The organism is Comamonas sp. NyZ500, assembly GCF_016772095.1.
In the GTDB taxonomy this organism is placed as follows: Bacteria; Pseudomonadota; Gammaproteobacteria; order Burkholderiales; family Burkholderiaceae_C; genus Comamonas; species Comamonas thiooxydans.
In genome coordinates, this window is record NZ_JAEIJE010000010.1 from 73,349 (window position 1) to 89,501 (window position 16,153).

Sequence of the window (16,153 nt, forward strand, 5' to 3'; positions counted from 1 at the left end):
ATTCTTATTCCGCCGCCTGGCGCAGCGTGATCATCACGGGGCGGCTGACCACCTCGCGCAAGGCCCACCAGCCGGCCAGCCAGGCCAGCAATGCGCCCGCCAGCGCGCCCACCAGGGGCACCCACCAGAGCACATTCCACTCGAAATCGAACACCCAGCGCGCCAGCGCCCAGCCCACTGCAAGGGCCACGCAGCTGGCCAGAAAGCCGGCCATCAGGCCCACTCCGGCCAGCTCGGCGCTCTGCACCTGCTGCAGCAGGCCCGACCTGGCGCCCACGGCGCGCATGATGGCGTATTCGCGCGCTCTTTCCTCACGCGTGCCGGTAACGGAAGCAAACAGCACGACCAGCCCCGCCACCAGCGTGAAGCCGAACAGGAACTCCACGGCGCGTATGACCTGGTCCATCACCTGCTGCACCTGGGCCAGCGTGCTGCTCAGGTCGACATTGGTGATGTTGGGAAATTCATTGACCAGCGCATTGTCAAAGCCCTTGATATCGGGCGCGCGATAGGCCGCCAGATAGGTCACGGCCACGTTCTCCAGGTGCTGCACGGGGTAGATCACAAAGAAGTTGGCGCGCATGGAACTCCAGTCCACCTTGCGCAGACTGGTGATGCGGACTTCGCTTTCCTCGCCGCCGATATCGAAGCGCAGCGTATCGCCCAGCTTCAAGCCCAGGGTCTTGGCAATGCCTTCCTCCATGCTGATCGCGCCCTGCTCGCCCGCCTGCCAGCGGCCGCCCACGATCTGGTTGTGATCCGGCATGGTTTCGGCAGTGGAGATATTGAACTCCCGGTCCACCAGTCGCTTGGCGCGATCCTCCTCATAATCATCGGGGCTGACGGCCTTGTCGTTAACGGCGATCAGCCGGCCGCGAATCATGGGATACCAGTCATAGCTGTGCACGCCAGCCTTTTTCAGCGCGGCCTGAAAGTCCTGCGCCTGATCGGGCTGGACATTGATCACAAAGCGGTCGGGCGCATTGGCAGGGGTGGCCTTGCGCCAGCTGGCAATCAGATCGGTGCGCAGCAGTACCAGCAGCACCAGGGCCAGCAGCCCCACGGCCAGCGAGCTGACCTGCACCACGGCATACACGGGCTTGGCCGAGACCTGGCGCGTGGCCATTACCAGCCATCGCGGCGCCGTGGCCTCATTGACCACCTGGCGCAGCAGCTTGACGGCCAGCCAGGCCAGGCCCGCGAACAGCAACACGGCGACGGCGAAGCCGCCCACGGCAATCAGGCCCAGCTTGATGTCGCGGCTAGCCACCATCAGCAAGGCCGCAAACCCCGTCACGCCCACGCCCAGCACCAGCCATGAGGCGGGTTTGAGCGCCCCCAGATCGCGCCGCATCACGCGCAGCGGTGGCACCTGGGCCAGCTGCAGCACGGGCGGCAGGCCAAACGCCAGCAACAGGGTCAGCCCCATGCCCATGCCGAACAATGCGGGCCACAGGCTCGCGCCAGGCAGGGCGGACTCGACCAGTCCGGCCAGCAGCCAGACAAACACATGGTGCACGGCCCAGCCCAGCAACACGCCGGCCGCGCTGGCGGCCAGGGCAATGCTCACGAATTCCACGACATAGGCCAGGGCAATACGGCGCTGACTCTGGCCGAGCACGCGCAGCATGGCCGACGCATCGAGATGGCTGTTGGCAAAAGCACGCGCCGCCAGTGCCACGGCCACAGCCGACAGCAGCGCCGATAGCAGCGCCACCAGACTCAGGAACTTCTCGGCCCTGTCCAGGGTCTGGCGCATCTCGGGGCGGCCGCTTTCCAGCGATTCCACACGCACGCCATGCAGGCTCTTGGCCAGCTCCTGCGCCCAGCCCAGATAGTCTTGCGCAGCCCGTTCTGCGCCGCGCCCGGCGTCTGCCTGCGCAGCCACGGCCAGTCGATAGGTGATGCGGCTGGCGGGCTGCACCAGGCGCGTGGCGGGCAGGTCGGCGCTGTTGATCATCACGCGCGGGGCAAAGCTCATGAAACCCGCACCACGATCGGGCTCGATGGCAATGATGTGCGAGATATGAAAGCTCGCATCGCCCAGCAGCAGTCGGTCGCCGAGCTTCAGGCCCAGCGCCTCCAACAGCGGCGCATCGACCCAGGCATGGCCGCTTTCAGGAATCGCGCGCACCTCCAGATCCGGTTGCCCCGGCCCCTGATTCAGATGCAGCACGCCGCGCAAAGGATAGCCGGGCTCCACGCTTTTGAGCGCCACCAGACGGCTGGCACCACCCTGCTCCTGAGCGGCCCGCGCCATGGTCGGAAAGCTGGCCGTGGCCACGGTCTGCAGCCCCTGCTGCCTGGCCTGCTGCACAAAAACCGCGGGAGCGGGGTTGTCGCTGACCACCACCACATCGCCGCCCAGCAACTGGCGGGCGTCACGCTGCAGGCCGGCCTGCAGGCGGTCGGCAAAAAAACCCACCGAGCTCAGTGCCGCCACGGCCAGCAGCACGGCCACGATGATCAGGCGCAGCTCGCCAGCGCGCAGATCGCGCCAGAGATTGCGCAGCCCCAGAATCCAGACAGATGATGCTTGCATGGTCTGCACGATAGCGCAGCGGCCTGCCGCCATGCCAGAACTGCATGGCAATGCCCTGCTTGAGCGGGACGATAATCGATGCCTTCAGACGGAGGCCAGAACGTGGAAGTGATCTTGGTGGTGGCCCTGGGGGCTGCGGTGGCAGGCTTTGTGCAAGGGCTGTCGGGCTTTGCCTTCGGCATGGTGGCCATGTCGTTCTGGGCCTGGGTGCTGGAGCCGCAGCTGGCCGCCGTGCTCTCGGTGTTCGGCTCGCTGACGGGGCAGATCATTGCGGCCTTCACCGTGCGGCGCGAATTTCACTGGAAGTCGCTGCTGCCGTTTATCGCCGGCGGTCTGGCCGGCATTCCCATAGGCGTGGCCGTGATGCCGCATCTCAATATGGACTGGTTCAAGTTCGGCCTGGGCTGCCTGCTGGTGCTGTGGTGCCCCACCATGCTGCTCAGCGCCCACCTGCCCCGGCTGACGCTGGGCGGCGGCCTGCTGGCCCGCTGCAGCGATGCGATTGCGGGGCTCATCGGCGGCGCCATGGGCGGGCTGGGCGGCTTCAGCGGCACCGTGCCCACGCTGTGGTGCACGCTGCGCGGCTTTGAGCGCCATGTGCAACGCACGGTGATCCAGAACTTCAACCTCTCGGTGCTGGCCGTCACCATGGCCAGCTATCTGGCCACCGGCCTGGTCAAGCCCGCCATGTGGCCCTCGTTCGCCATCGTGCTGCCGGCCGTGCTGGTGCCCGTGATCTTCGGCACCCGCGTCTACAAAGGCGTGAGCGATGCCCGCTTTCGCCAGATCGTGCTGAGCCTGCTGACCTGCTCGGGCATCGCCATGCTGGCGGCGTCCGTGCCGCGGCTGTTCCTGGCACCGTAACGTAAAACTGCCTACGGCAAGGCTGATCGCAAGCCACTACCATCGGCGGCATGAATGCCGCGCCTACTGCCCCCACACCTGAACTGACCGCCTTTGCCCACGCCATCCCCAAGATGGAGTTGCACTGCCATCTGCTGGGCACGGTCAGAAAAAACACCTTCATCGAACTGGTGCAGCGCGCCAAGGCGCCGCTGACTGCTGAAGAGATCGAGGCTTTCTACACGCGCGGCGAAAAGCCCGTGGGCGTGCTGCGCGTGCTGCGCGCACTCGACGAGTGGCTGCTGCAGACGCCGGCCGATCTGGAGCGCATTACCTATGAATATCTGCAGGATGCCGCTGCCCACCATGTGCGCTATGCCGAATTCTTCTGGAACCCCACGGGCACGGTGCAATGCTCGGGCATGAGCTATGCCGCCGCCCAGCAAGCCATCCTGGCCGGCGCCGCAGCCGCGCAAAAGGATTGCGGCATACGTGGCCGCCTGGTGCCATCCATCGACCGCGAAGCCCCGGCCGAGGCCGCCGTGCAGATGGTGCAATGGATGCTGGACAACCGCCATGACGATGTGCCCGGCATCGGCATCGACTACCGTGAAAACGAGCGCCCGCCCGAGCTGTTTGTCGAGGCCTATGCGCTGGCGCGCCAGAACGGCCTCAAGACCACGGCCCATGCCAGCGAGTTCGGCCTGCCCTGGAACAATCTGCAAACGGCCATAGAGACTCTCAAGGTGGACCGCGTCGACCACGGCTACACCGTCATCGACAACCCCGAGCTGGCCCGGCACTGCGCCGATCTGGGCATTGTGTTCACCGTGGTGCCGACCAATTCCTACTACCTGCGCACGCTGGCACCCGAGCGCTGGGCGCTGGACCACCCGATTCGCCAGATGCCCGGCCTGGGCCTTCGCGTGCATCCCAACACCGACGACCCCACGCTGCACCATGTGGACCCCACAGGGGCCTGGACCAAGATGGTCAGCGACTTTGGTTTTTCGATTGCCGACCTCAGGGACTTCATGCTCAACGGCATCGATGCGGCCTGGATAGACGAGAGCGAAAAGCGCAGCCTGCGCCAGCAGTGGAGCGCAGAGTTCGATGCATTGAGCAGCACACACCACTTCTAATCAAATATCGCTGCAGCGCTTTCCCATAAAGTGCCTTCAGCTATCAAAATCAATTCAAGCAGGCAGAACACCCGCCTCTTCTCTTAACGACCATCTGCCCTATGCCGTCAGACAAGCCCTCCAGCCTTGAAGAGATTCAGGCGTCCATTGCCAAACTCAGAGTCACCGAACAGCAGCTCGAAGCCACCGCGCAGAAGTACGAAAGCAAGATGCAGAGTTCGAGGAAATGGAACTATCTTGCCGTGGCCATGGCCGTGGTGGTCTGCGCCGTCGCCTGGATCAACCAGGCTTCGCCCTGGCTGCGCTGGGGTGTCCTGCCCGTGGTGCTTTTCATGGTGCTGTTCTTCGAAGGCATGCGTCGCCTGCTGGGCGTGACCATGCAAAGCAGCATGCGCCAGCTCAAGACCCAGATCCGCACACTGGAAACCAGGATGGCCGAGGTACAAGCCACAGCGAAAGATCAGCCATGACTGCCGCCAAACCCGTTCGCGTTCTCATGGTCTGCACCGGAAACATCTGCCGCAGTCCCACTGCCCACGGCGTGCTGGAAAAAATGGTGGCGGATGCGGGTCTTCAGCATCTGGTGCAAGTGGACTCCGCCGGCACGCACGGCTATCACGTAGGGGAGGCTCCCGATGCCCGTAGCCAGCAACATGCGCGCCGCCGGGGCTATGACCTCAGCCGACAGCGTGCGCGGCAGCTGACGAAGCAGGATTTCGACGCTTTCGACCTGGTACTGGTGATGGACAGCGCCAACGAAGTCGCTGCGCGCCGCGTCGCCACACCCGCCCAGCAGCAGCGCATGAAGCGGCTGACCGACTACTGCCAGCGCTTTGACGAGCGCGAAGTGCCCGATCCCTACTATGGCGGCGACAGCGGCTTCGAGCATGTGCTCGATCTGGTGGAAGATGCCTGCCGAAATCTGCTGCAAAACATCGTCCAGAATCGCCAGACCTGAATGGAGCTCTCCATGGATTTGCCGAAATTCCGACTCAGCCCCAATGCCTATGCACTGGATCTGTTTGTGGCTGAAAGCGGTACCTGCTCCTGCTGTGGCCAGGCGCGTGAGCTCAAGTACAACAGCTCGTTTTACAGCCGCGAAGAGCCGGACTATCTCTGCCCCTGGTGTATTTCCGACGGCAGCGCGGCCAAGCACTATGAGGGCGAATTCAACGACTACCTGGGCATTGAAGGCGTGAGCGCCGATCCCGACGAACCTGACAGCATCGTCATGGATCGCGTGCTGCTGCTGGAAGTCTGCGAACGCACGCCCAGCTATCACAGCTGGCAGCAGGAGCAGTGGCTGGTGCATTGCAACCAGCCCTGTGCCTTTCTTGGCTATACCGATTACGCCGAAATCCAGCCCCTGCAGGCCGAGTTGCAAGCCGATATAGCCAACATGCCGGAGCGCTATCTGCAAGCCATCAGCAAGACCGGTGATCCGGTGGGCGGCTACCTGTTTCGCTGCGTGAAGTGCGGCATGCACCGGCTGCACACCGATTGCACCTGAGGCATGAACACGGACATCATGCAGGTGGAGTTCAGCCACCATATCGACGCCAGCGAAGCTGATGCCGAAGGCTTTTACGAGTACTACTACGAGTACGACATCTACCGCTTTACGCTGGGCGGCCTGAGTCTTGTGGTGCGCAGCTATAGCGATACCTGGGAGCAAGTCAGCGTGCTGCGACTGGAAGAAGCTGGCAAGTCACGCCCGCTGCAGCCCAAGGATCTGAAAATGCCTCTTGTCCAACAGGCGCGGGAGCATCTGCAAAGCCTGGGCAAGCAGGAACTGCGCTGGTTCAACCCCAGGCACGCGCGCTACGACCCGCTTTGAGCAAGCCGCTGAAGCGCTCAGGCTACGACGCACCCACCGCCAGTTCATGACGGCCGCAGACACCCGGCACCGTAGTGCCCGGAAAATGCAAGCCTTCGGAAAGCGCCTGGCGCTCTTGCCGCGTGGCCCGCATCAGTCGATACATGTCCGCATGGTCGATGAGGCCGGCGGTGCGCAGTCCAGCCCCTAGTTGCCGATCGAGCCGCTGTCGTCCACCGTACGGAAGCGGTCGATCTTCATGGTGCTCACTCCTTGGCGGTTTCGAGCACGCCGCGGTTGATCTGGTCGCGTTCCATGGACTCGAACAGCGCCTTGAAATTGCCCTCGCCGAAGCCTTCGCGGTAGTTGCCCTTGCGCTCGATGAACTCGAAGAACACGGGGCCCAACAGCGGCTCGGAGAAGATCTGCAACAGCAGGCGTGGCTGGCCGCCTTCGGTGGTGCCATCCAGCAAGATGCCACGCGACTGCAACTCGCCCACGGGCTGGCCGTGGCCGGGAAGGCGCTTGGCAAGGTTCTCGTAATAGATGTCGTTGGGGGCAGTCAGCAGCGGAATGCCAGCCATCTGCAAGCTGTCGATGGCCGTGGGCAGGTCTTCGCACAGCAGCGCGATGTGCTGTATGCCCTCGCCATTGAACTTCATCAGGAATTCCTCGATCTGACCACCGCCCTGCTTGGCTTCCTCGTTCAGAGGAATGCGGATCAGGCCGTCAGGAGCAGTCATGGCCTTGGAGGTCAGGCCCGTGTACTCGCCCTGGATGTCGAAGTAACGGATTTCCTGGAAGTTGAACAGCTTGTTGTAGAAGTCGGCCCAGTAGGCCATGCGTCCGCGGTAGACGTTGTGCGTGAGGTGATCGACGACCTGGAAACCGTGGCCCTTGGGATTGCGGTCCACACCGGGCAGAAACTCGAAGTCGATGTCGTAGATGGACTTGCCGTCTTCGTAGCGGTCGATCAGGTACAGCGGCGCACCACCGATGCCCTTGATGGCGGGCAGGCGCAGTTCCATGGGGCCGGTGGGAATGTCCACGGGCTGGGCGCCCAGCTCCAGCGCGCGCTTGTAGGCCTTGTGCGCATCCTTGACACGGAAAGCCAGGCCGCAGGCACTGGGACCGTGCTCGGCCGTGAAATAGGCTGCCTGACTCCTGGGCTCGCGGTTGATGATGAAATTGATGCCGCCCTGGCGATACAGCACCACGTCCTTGGAGCGATGCTTGGCCACCAGCGTGAAGCCCAGCTTCTCGAACAGCGGCTCCAGCACGCCGTCTGCAGGCGAGGCGAACTCGACGAACTCAAAGCCGCACAGGCCCATGGGGTTTTCAAACAAATCGGTCATGAGAAGGTTTCCTGAAAAAAATGAAGTTGATGATGGCGCGATCAGGCAGTTTTATCCAGCGCCTGGACTTCGATCTCAACGCCAACGCCAAAAACCAGCTGGGCCTGCACCAGGCTGCGCACCGGGTAACGGCCTTCCTTGAAATAGCTTGCATAGACCTTGTTGAAGGCATCGAAATGAGCCAGGTCGCTGAGCCAGATATTGGCCTTCACCACATCGTCCAGCGAGCTGCCCACCGCCTCCAGCCGCGCCGCGATGGCCTTGAGCACGGCATGTGTCTGCTCTTCGATGGGGCCGGTGAGCGGGCGCTTGTCCTCGCCGAAGGGGATCTGCCCCGACAGCATCAGAAGGCCGCCTGCGCGGACTGCGGAAGAGAAGGGCATGCCGCCGGGCGCGGGATAAAAGGTTGCAGTGGAGTTCATCGAAGTGCTCTCAAGGTTCAGGTGGTTACAACAGGCTGGCGCCAAGGTCTGCGCAAGCCCTCATTCAATCAAACCGCAGTCTGCACCAGCCGGACGGGCTGGCGAAACACCATGCGGTACATGGCATAGACCGCCAGCACCCACACCGGAATGGCATAGGCAGAGGCACGTACTCCGGGGGTGAGCAGCATCACGACCACCACCAGCGCCATGGCCGCCAGACAGATGTAGTTGGTCAGCGGGAACAGCGGCGCCTTGAAGCTGCGCTGCGTGCCCTTGGCATCATGCAGCTTGCGGTAGTTCAGGTGCGAAATGATGATGATGGTCCAGATGATCACCAACGCCGCCGTGATCAACGAGATCAGCAACTCGATCACGCCGGCAGGCGCCACATAGTTCAGCACCACGCAGAAGGCAGTGACGATGCCGGGGTAGACGATGGCCTTCACGGGTACACCGCGTTTGTTGACTTCAGCCAGCGACTTCGGTGCGTTGCCTTCCTGGGCCATGCCATACAGCAGACGGCTGGAGCTGTAGACCATGCTGTTGTAGACCGACAGCGTAGCGGTGAGGATCACGAAATTCAGCATATGCGCGGCCAGGTGCTCACCCATGCCCGAGAACACCAGCACAAAGGGACTGCTGCTGTAGGTGCCGCCACCGGCCTTGAGCTGGGCCACCAGATCAGTCCAGGGCGTCAGCGACAGCAGCACGGCCATCGAGCCCACATAGAACAGCAGCACGCGCACCATGAGCTGGTTGATCGCCTTGGGGATGACCTTGCGCGGCTCTTCGGTTTCTGCAGCGGCAAAGCCCAGCATTTCCACGCCGCCGAAGGCGAACATGATGAAGGCAAAGGCCATGAACAGACCCTTGAAGCCGTTCGGCAGGAAACCACCTTGCGTCCACAGGTTGCTGATCGTCTGCGTGGGGTTGTGCGTGGTGGACAGCAGGTAGATGCCCGTGGCGATCATCGCCACCACGGCCACGATCTTGATCAGCGCGAACCAGAACTCAAACTCGCCATAGGCCTTGACGTTGATGAAGTTCACGCCGTTGATAAGCACAAAGCAAACGGCGGCCGTCACCCAGACCGGGATATCGGGCCACCAGAACTGGATGAACTTGCCCACGGCAGTCAACTCCAGCATGCCCACCAGCACATAGAGGGCCACGCAGTTCCAGCCCGACAGGAAACCGGCAAAGCGCCCCACGTAGCGGTTGGCGAAATAGCTGAACGAACCGGCAGAAGGCTCCTCGACCAGCATTTCGCCCAAGAAACGCATGATGAAGAAGATCAGCAGGCCGCCGATGGTATAGCCCAGCAGCACGCCAGGGCCGGCCAGCTCGATGATGCCGGCCGAGCCCAGAAACAGCCCGGTGCCTATGGTGCCGCCCAGCGCAATCAGCTGGATATGGCGGTTCTTGAGCTTGCGCTCCAGATGCCCGTTGGAGGAAGGGGTATGCATGGTTTGTCTCCTGTTATCTATATCTACCTATGCGAATCCGAAAAGCGCTTACTGCTCGGCCCTGCCGCGCCACATATCCCATGCCAGCGTGAGTCCCACGCCGATGTCGCGCAGCGGGCGCGGCGGGATGTAGTTGGCAGTGCCCTCGACGAGGAAGTCGTCGATCAGCGGGTTCTTGCGGCCCAGCGCCAGGTCGGCTATCAGCATGCCGGCAGCGGTGTGGCGCACGATGCCCGAGCCGTTGCAGCAGGACGCAGCCCAGGCGTTGTCACCAATCCGGCCAAAGGCGGGCGCATGGTTGTGCGAGACCGCCAGCCAGCCCATCCAGAAATGCTCGAGTTCGATGGCCCCGAGTTGTGGAAAGCGGCGGCGCAGCAGCGCCTGGTTCATGGCCCTGGCCTTGGCGCGGCGCCCGTCAGTGGTGCGCAGGCTGGGTGAATACTCGAACCCCTGGCGGATCATCAGCCGCCGGTCGTGCGTCAGCCGTACCGTGGAACCCGCCACGCCATGCGCGGGCGTCACACCCCAGGCGACATCCGTTCCCAACTGGGCGATCTGGGCATCGCTGAGCGGGTGAGTGAGGCTGGCGAACAGCAGAATCGGTACCTGGCGCTCCTGGTAGACGCCGAATGACTGCGAGAACGCATTGACGGCCAGAATGGCCTTGCGCGCACGGATGCTGCCCTGGGCCGTGCGGACAAAGGGAGTCGCGCCTTCGAGCTTCGCCTCGATGACCGGCGAGTTCTCGAACAGCTGCACCTGGGACGGCAGGCTGTCGGCCAGACCACGCACCAGCGCCGCGGGATTCATGAGGCGCGTGCCCGGCGTGTAGACCGCTGCCGCGTAGTAATCGGTGCCTATGCGCTGGCGCAGCGCATCACGATCCAGATATTCATGGGACTCCTGCCAGGCATCCAGATTGCGTGCATAGGGCTTGAGCGACTTCTGCGCCACCTCCTCCGTCACTGCCACGTGGTAGCGGCCGCGCTTTTGCCAGCCACAGGAGATGCTGTGCTCAGTCACTGCCCGCTCCAGTGCATCCACGGCAAAGCGGTTGACGCGGATCACGCGGCGGCCCGCCTCGACCGCGGCATCGGAAGGCGCCGAGCTGTGCGGCAGATCGATCGCAAAGCCCGAGTTGCGGCCCGAGGCGTTCTCCCCCACCACGCCCGCATCCACCACGGCGATGGAAGCATCAGGTTGCTGTTGTGCCAGCTGGCGTGCTGCCGCCAGCCCCGCATAGCCGGCGCCCACGATGACCCAGTCCACCGCCACATCGCCCTGCAGTGGCGCCTTCGGCTGGCGAGTTCCCAGCAGCGCGCTCCATCCATTGGTGCGGTCGTCGGCGGGAAGGCGGTAAACAGAGCGTGACATGGCGGTTTCCAATAAGAGCCCTCGGAAGCTGACTCGCTCTCCAAGGTCGCTGATGAACAACAATGGAGGCGGAGTCTAAAACATAAAACATTAAACGTTTAATCTTTATTTATCATGGATTACCCGAGGGTGAAATTACCCAAGCAGGCCCATCCAGCCGTCAGTGCCGGAGCGTGTAGCATCTGGTGTGGTGCGTCATCGACGCCTTATGAATCACACACGCAGCCCATGAATCAAACAGGAAGCAAAACCGCCCCCCGCCGTACCCAGGCAGAACGCAGTCAGACCACTCAGCGCAAGATCATCAAATCCGCCATACGGCTGCTACAGAAGGTTGGGTTTCAGCAGACCAATCTGCAGGAAATTGCGCGTGGTGCCAAAGTCACGCTGGGGGCGGTGCAGCACCAGTTCGGCAGCCGCCAGGCGCTGATGGAGCAGGTGGTCGATGAAATCATGGCGCCGCTGGCGGCTGCGGGCGCCGGCTGGCCCGAAGATGCCGCGCAGTTGCCGCTGGAGCCGCGCGCTCGCGAATTCGTGCGCAGGGCCTGGCAAAGCGTCTATGCCCAACCCAGCTATGTGGCGACCTGGAGCATGTTTTTCGGCTGCAAGAGCACACCGCTATTCGAGCGCATCAACGCGCACCGCTCCCAGCATGACCCCGCCTCCTTCGAACACTTCGTGAAAGTTTTCCCGGAAATCGCCGAGCGCCATCCTCAGCCCAGCCACTTTGCATCTGTGGTGTTTGCTGCGCTGCGAGGCCTGGCCGTCATGCGTCTGTTCGAGATCGACGATGCAGCAGCCGAACATCAGTTGGAGGTAATCTCCCAGATGATCGTGAACGCAGGCACGATCAACCAGGCTTGAGCCGCAGGCAGCAGCGGCTTTCGCACCCTGAACAAGCCAGGCCCATATCAGCCAAATCGGCTTGAAATGCTTTCTCTACAAGCGCTTTATGCTATCAAACATGAGGTCCAACCTCAGGCTGTTGACCGACGCCCCCAGTTCATCACGGCTGTACCCAGCACCGCCATGGCGCCGCCGAGCACCATGGAGCCTTCAATGCTCTCGCCCAGCAGCAGGGCCGAAAGCAGCACACCGATCACCGGCACCAGCGTGATATAGCCCGAGGCCGCACCTGCGCCCAGCGATTTGACGCCCGCGAAGTACCAGGCATAAGCCAGGGCCGTGGAGCCATAGGCCATGAAGACCATGGCAGTCCAGGCAGTGCCGCTGGCCTGAAATGCCGAAACCAGCCCCTGCGGGCCTTCCAGCACCAGGCTGGCGGCCAGAAGCAGCAAGGCGCCAAAAATGGAAGTCACGGTGGTCGCAGCCAGCGCATCCACGCCTGCCAGCATGGCGCGGCCAATCAGCGTGTAGCAAACCCAGCAGGCCACGCAGCCCAGAATCAGCATCTCGCCCACCCCTACCGTTCCGTTGAGCAATTGCATGGGGTCGCCATGCGAGATGACCACCACGGCGCCGCAGGCCGCCAGCAACATGCCCAGAGCAATGGTGGCGTTGATGCGCTCCTTGAAAAGCCACACCGCAAACGCCAGCGTGACCACCGGATTGAGCGTGATGAGCAGCGCAGCCTTGCCCGCAGGCAGATGCTGCAGACCCGTGAGGAAAAAACTGGCGTAGCCGAACACCCCGGTCGCGCCTGCGGCAAACATGCCCAGCCAGGTCTTGACAGACCAGTGCCTGAGAGCACCCAGCCCGCCCGAGAAATACAGCCAGGGCAGCAACAGGGTCGCAGCCAGCAAAAAGCGCAGCGCCGATGCCGCCAGAGGCGGCATATTGAGCGCCAGAATGCGGCCTGCCGGCCAGGAAGCGCCCCACATCAGGGCCATGCCCAGAAGACGCAGATGCGCGCTCATCAAAGAGCTCTTGACGGATTCGGAAGTCATGAAGATGGCCAACAAAAAAGCCGCGGCCATTCGATCGCGGGCAGCGGCTCAGATCAGGGATCTGAAGACCCAATATACCCGCAACACATTCCGGATGGATGCATGTCGCTACCGTCTGGCGCACTGTGCTATGCCTGCACAGGCCTCAGCAGCGCGGCATGCTTGTGCAAGGCATCGCGCACCAGAGGCCGCAGCTGCGCAGCCTCCGAAGGCTCATTCAAAGCCGCCAGAATGCGAAGCCTCATGCGCGGCTCCCAGAACTTCTGGATATGCTGGGCCACACCGTCGAGCGCCTCGTCATGCTCTGGCATGGCCTCGAAGAACTCGGCTATGCGATTGGCCATGCGGATCAGGTTGTTCACATCCATCACTGACTTCCCATCTCCAGCTGGGCTGCGGCCAGATGACCGAGCTGCTGGTCGTTGAAACGCCTGTAGCCCTGCTGCCAGCTTGAAGGCTGCGCCACGGGCAATACCTGCACGGCCGTCACCTTGTACTCGGGGCAGTTGGTGGCCCAGTCCGAGCTGTCGGTGGTGATCACATTCGCGCCCGACTCGGGGAAATGGAAGGTGGTGTAGACCACGCCGGGCTGTATGCGCTCTGTCACCGTGGCGCGCAGCACCGTCTGGCCGGCGCGGCTTTCAATGCCCACCCAGTCGCCATCGCGGATGCCACGGTCCTGTGCGTCATGCGGATGAATCTCGAGCCTGTCCTCGCCATGCCACCGGTTGTTGGCCGTGCGCCGCGTCTGCGCGCCCACGTTGTACTGCGAGAGAATGCGCCCCGTGGTCAGCAGCAGCGGAAAGCGCTGCGTGACCTTTTCATCGGTGGCCACGTACTGGGTGATGATGAAGCGGCCCTTGCCACGCACAAATCTATCCTGGTGCATGATGGCCGTTCCCGCCTCTTCGGTGCCCTCGTTGCAGGGCCACTGCACGCTGCCCAAGCGCTCTATCTTCTCGTAGCTCACGCCCGCGAAAGTCGGGGTCAGTGCCGCAATCTCGGCCATGATCTCGCGCGGATGACCGTAGTTCATGGGATAGCCCAGCGCGTTGGACAAGAGCTGCGTCACCTCCCAGTCGGCATAGCCGGCCAGCGGCTGCATGAGCTGGGTCACGCGCGAGATGCGACGCTCGGCATTGGTGAAGGTGCCGTCTTTCTCCATGAAGGACGATCCGGGCAGGAACACATGGGCGTACTTGGCGGTCTCGTTGAGGAAGATGTCCTGCACCACCACGCATTCCATGGCCGACAGCGCTGCCGTCACATGCTGGGTGTTGGGGTCGGACTGCACGATGTCCTCGCCCTCGCAGTACAGGCCCATGAAGCTGCCTTCCAGCGCGGCCTCGAACATATTGGGAATGCGCAAACCCGGCTCGGGACTGAGCTTCACGCCCCAGGCGCCTTCAAATTCGGCTCTGGTGATGCTGTCCGAGATATGGCGATAGCCCGGCAGCTCATGCGGAAAGCTGCCCATGTCGCAGGAGCCCTGGACATTGTTCTGGCCGCGCAAGGGATTAACGCCCACGCCTTCGCGCCCCACATTGCCCGTGGCCATGGCCAGATTGGCAATGCCCATGACCATGGTCGAGCCCTGGGCATGCTCGGTCACGCCCAGGCCGTAGTAGATGGCGGAGTTGACCTGCCTTCCCTGCGGATGATCCGCACTGCCCAATGCATACAGCCGCGCCGCGCCGCGCACCAGCTCGGGAGCCACGCCGGTGATGTCGGCCGTGGCCTCGGGCGAGTTCTCCGGCCTGGCAACGAACTCCTTCCATTGCGCAAAGGACTTGGCATCACAGCGCTCGTCGATATAGGCATCGGCCAGCCAACCCTCGGTGACGATCACATGGGCCAGCGCCGTGATCATGGCCACATTGGTACCGGGCTTCAGCTGCAGGTGGTAGTCGGCCTTGACATGGGGCGAGCTGACGAGCTCGATCTCGCGCGGGTCGATCACGATCAGGCCGGCGCCGGCACGCCGGGCGTCGCCACGCAGCCGCTTTTTCATGCGCGAGCCGAACACCGGATGCGCCGCCGTGGGATTGGCGCCTATCACCATGATCACATCGGAGTGCTCGACCGACTTGAAGGTCTGCGTGCCTGCCGATGTGCCATAGGTCTGGCCCAGGCCATAGCCCGTGGGCGAGTGACAGACACGCGCACAGGTATCGACATTGTTGTTGCCGAAGGCCGCGCGGATCAGCTTCTGCACCAGATAGGTTTCCTCATTGGTGCAGCGCGACGAGGTGATGCCGCCAATCGAGTCCCTGCCATGCTTGGCCTGGATGCGGCGGAATTCGCTGGCCGCATGGCCTATCGCCTCCTCCCAGCTCACTTCGCGCCAGGGGTCGGTGATCTTGGCGCGGATCATGGGTTGGGTGATGCGGTCCTTGTGCGTGGCATAGCCCCAGGCAAAACGCCCCTTGACGCAGGCATGGCCTTCGTTGGCCTTGCCGTCCTTCCAGGGCACCATGCGCACCACCTGCTCGCCCTTCATCTCGGCCTTGAAGCCGCAGCCCACGCCGCAGTAGGCGCAGGTGGTGATCTCGCTGTGCTCGCTCTGCCCCAGCTCGACCACGGTCTTTTCCTGCAGCGTGGCCGTGGGACAGGCCTGCACGCAGGCGCCGCAGCTCACGCAGTCGCTGGCCATGAAGCCGTCGCCCTGACCTGCTGTGATGCGCGACTCGAAACCACGTCCGCTGATCGTCAGCGCAAACGTGCCCTGCGTTTCCTCGCAGGCGCGCACGCAGCGATTGCAGACAATGCACTTGCTGGGGTCGTAGTTGAAATACGGGTTGGAGGTATCGACCTCGGCCCTGGCCTCGCCCTTGAAGTGGTTGGCTCCATCCATGCCATAGCGCACCTCGCGCAGGCCAACCACTCCGGCCATGTCCTGCAACTCGCAGTCGCCGTTGGACGAACAGGTCAGGCAATCGAGCGGATGGTCGGAGATATAGAGCTCCATCACGCCCTTGCGCAGCTCCTGCAGCTGCGGACTCTGGGTGCGCACCTTCATGCCCGCTTCGGCAGGCGTGGTGCAGGACGCAGGAAAGCCCTTGCGCCCCTCGATCTGCACCAGACATAGCCGGCAGGAACCAAAGGGCTCCAGCGAATCCGTGGCACAGAGCTTGGGCACCTTGATGCCGCCATCGACAGCAGCGCGCATCAGCGATGTGCCCTTGGGCACGGTGACCTCGCGGCCGTCTATATGCAACGTGACCAGTTCCTCGGACAGGCTGGCAGGCGTTCCGCAATCGGTGTTCTTCAGATGTTCCAGCAT

Annotated in this window: 15 protein-coding genes; 7 read left to right on the plus strand and 8 right to left on the minus strand. The window is 63.0% G+C overall.

Annotated features, from left to right (window positions below):
* Positions 1-4: 4 nt before the first annotated feature.
* Complete coding sequence (locus JAO85_RS15840) at positions 5-2,575, minus strand: ABC transporter permease (protein WP_202788495.1); 2,571 nt, start codon at positions 2,573-2,575, stop codon at positions 5-7.
* A gap of 45 nt (positions 2,576-2,620) precedes the next feature.
* On the opposite strand from JAO85_RS15840, the gene JAO85_RS15845 reads away from it, so the two are divergent.
* From JAO85_RS15845 to JAO85_RS15870, 6 genes are all read left to right on the plus strand, one after another.
* A complete protein-coding gene (locus JAO85_RS15845) occupies positions 2,621-3,406 on the plus strand; it encodes a sulfite exporter TauE/SafE family protein (RefSeq protein WP_034355658.1) in 786 nt (261 codons plus the stop codon).
* A gap of 50 nt (positions 3,407-3,456) precedes the next feature.
* Entirely contained in the window at positions 3,457-4,527 is a 1,071-nt protein-coding gene (locus JAO85_RS15850; protein ID WP_202788496.1) for an adenosine deaminase, read from the plus strand.
* A gap of 101 nt (positions 4,528-4,628) precedes the next feature.
* On the plus strand, positions 4,629-4,997 hold the full coding sequence (locus JAO85_RS15855) for a hypothetical protein (RefSeq protein WP_202788497.1): 369 nt from the start codon (positions 4,629-4,631) through the stop codon (positions 4,995-4,997).
* Positions 4,994-5,485 (plus strand): low molecular weight protein-tyrosine-phosphatase, encoded by a 492-nt coding sequence (locus JAO85_RS15860; protein ID WP_202788498.1) that lies wholly within the window; start codon positions 4,994-4,996, stop codon positions 5,483-5,485. Before JAO85_RS15855 ends, JAO85_RS15860 begins: the two co-directional genes overlap by 4 nt.
* Before the next feature lie 12 nt (positions 5,486-5,497).
* Positions 5,498-6,037, plus strand: a complete 540-nt coding sequence (locus JAO85_RS15865) for a CbrC family protein (RefSeq protein ID WP_202788499.1) — start codon at positions 5,498-5,500, stop codon at positions 6,035-6,037.
* Positions 6,038-6,040: 3 nt separating this feature from the next.
* On the plus strand, positions 6,041-6,364 hold the full coding sequence (locus tag JAO85_RS15870; protein WP_202788500.1) for a hypothetical protein: 324 nt from the start codon (positions 6,041-6,043) through the stop codon (positions 6,362-6,364).
* Between the two features lie 245 nt (positions 6,365-6,609).
* On the opposite strand, the gene hppD is transcribed toward JAO85_RS15870, so the two are convergent.
* From hppD to JAO85_RS15890, 4 genes are all read right to left on the minus strand, one after another.
* Positions 6,610-7,698: a 4-hydroxyphenylpyruvate dioxygenase gene (gene hppD / locus JAO85_RS15875; RefSeq protein WP_003065874.1), complete on the minus strand. Its 1,089-nt coding sequence runs from the start codon at positions 7,696-7,698 to the stop codon at positions 6,610-6,612.
* Positions 7,699-7,739: 41 nt separating this feature from the next.
* Positions 7,740-8,120, minus strand: coding sequence for a RidA family protein (locus JAO85_RS15880; RefSeq protein ID WP_003065871.1), 381 nt, complete (start codon positions 8,118-8,120; stop codon positions 7,740-7,742).
* A gap of 68 nt (positions 8,121-8,188) precedes the next feature.
* A complete protein-coding gene (locus JAO85_RS15885; protein WP_003065869.1) occupies positions 8,189-9,589 on the minus strand; it encodes an amino acid permease in 1,401 nt (466 codons plus the stop codon).
* Positions 9,590-9,637: 48 nt separating this feature from the next.
* Positions 9,638-10,963, minus strand: a complete 1,326-nt coding sequence (locus JAO85_RS15890) for an FAD-binding oxidoreductase (protein ID WP_003065867.1) — start codon at positions 10,961-10,963, stop codon at positions 9,638-9,640.
* Positions 10,964-11,191: 228 nt separating this feature from the next.
* Here JAO85_RS15890 and JAO85_RS15895 point away from each other — a divergent pair, with 228 nt between their 5' ends.
* Positions 11,192-11,827: a TetR/AcrR family transcriptional regulator gene (locus JAO85_RS15895; protein ID WP_034355669.1), complete on the plus strand. Its 636-nt coding sequence runs from the start codon at positions 11,192-11,194 to the stop codon at positions 11,825-11,827.
* A 113-nt stretch (positions 11,828-11,940) separates the two neighbouring features.
* On the opposite strand, the gene JAO85_RS15900 is transcribed toward JAO85_RS15895, so the two are convergent.
* The 3 genes from JAO85_RS15900 to fdhF all read right to left on the minus strand — a co-directional run bounded on the left by JAO85_RS15900 (position 11,941) and on the right by fdhF (position 16,153).
* A complete protein-coding gene (locus JAO85_RS15900) occupies positions 11,941-12,870 on the minus strand; it encodes a DMT family transporter (RefSeq protein ID WP_171832544.1) in 930 nt (309 codons plus the stop codon).
* A gap of 128 nt (positions 12,871-12,998) precedes the next feature.
* Positions 12,999-13,238 (minus strand): formate dehydrogenase subunit delta, encoded by a 240-nt coding sequence (locus tag JAO85_RS15905; protein ID WP_034377791.1) that lies wholly within the window; start codon positions 13,236-13,238, stop codon positions 12,999-13,001.
* A complete protein-coding gene (gene fdhF, locus JAO85_RS15910) occupies positions 13,238-16,153 on the minus strand; it encodes a formate dehydrogenase subunit alpha (RefSeq protein WP_202788502.1) in 2,916 nt (971 codons plus the stop codon). The genes JAO85_RS15905 and fdhF overlap by 1 nt, the downstream gene beginning before the upstream one ends.

Excerpts from the sequence above, each read along its gene's own strand:
- JAO85_RS15905 (WP_034377791.1), bottom strand. The coding sequence starts at position 13,238 with ATGGATGTGAACAACCTGATCCGCATGGCCAATCGCATAGCCGAGTTC.
- JAO85_RS15845 (WP_034355658.1), top strand. The coding sequence starts at position 2,621 with ATGCCTTCAGACGGAGGCCAGAACGTGGAAGTGATCTTGGTGGTGGCC.
- JAO85_RS15865 (WP_202788499.1), top strand. The coding sequence starts at position 5,498 with ATGGATTTGCCGAAATTCCGACTCAGCCCCAATGCCTATGCACTGGAT.
- hppD (WP_003065874.1), bottom strand. The coding sequence starts at position 7,698 with ATGACCGATTTGTTTGAAAACCCCATGGGCCTGTGCGGCTTTGAGTTC.
- JAO85_RS15850 (WP_202788496.1), top strand. The coding sequence starts at position 3,457 with ATGAATGCCGCGCCTACTGCCCCCACACCTGAACTGACCGCCTTTGCC.
- JAO85_RS15880 (WP_003065871.1), bottom strand. The coding sequence starts at position 8,120 with ATGAACTCCACTGCAACCTTTTATCCCGCGCCCGGCGGCATGCCCTTC.
- fdhF (WP_202788502.1), bottom strand. The coding sequence starts at position 16,153 with ATGCTGGAACATCTGAAGAACACCGATTGCGGAACGCCTGCCAGCCTG.
- JAO85_RS15890 (WP_003065867.1), bottom strand. The coding sequence starts at position 10,963 with ATGTCACGCTCTGTTTACCGCCTTCCCGCCGACGACCGCACCAATGGA.
- JAO85_RS15870 (WP_202788500.1), top strand. The coding sequence starts at position 6,041 with ATGAACACGGACATCATGCAGGTGGAGTTCAGCCACCATATCGACGCC.
- JAO85_RS15900 (WP_171832544.1), bottom strand. The coding sequence starts at position 12,870 with ATGACTTCCGAATCCGTCAAGAGCTCTTTGATGAGCGCGCATCTGCGT.
- JAO85_RS15885 (WP_003065869.1), bottom strand. The coding sequence starts at position 9,589 with ATGCATACCCCTTCCTCCAACGGGCATCTGGAGCGCAAGCTCAAGAAC.
- JAO85_RS15855 (WP_202788497.1), top strand. The coding sequence starts at position 4,629 with ATGCCGTCAGACAAGCCCTCCAGCCTTGAAGAGATTCAGGCGTCCATT.
- JAO85_RS15860 (WP_202788498.1), top strand. The coding sequence starts at position 4,994 with ATGACTGCCGCCAAACCCGTTCGCGTTCTCATGGTCTGCACCGGAAAC.
- JAO85_RS15840 (WP_202788495.1), bottom strand. The coding sequence starts at position 2,575 with ATGGCGGCAGGCCGCTGCGCTATCGTGCAGACCATGCAAGCATCATCT.
- JAO85_RS15895 (WP_034355669.1), top strand. The coding sequence starts at position 11,192 with ATGAATCAAACAGGAAGCAAAACCGCCCCCCGCCGTACCCAGGCAGAA.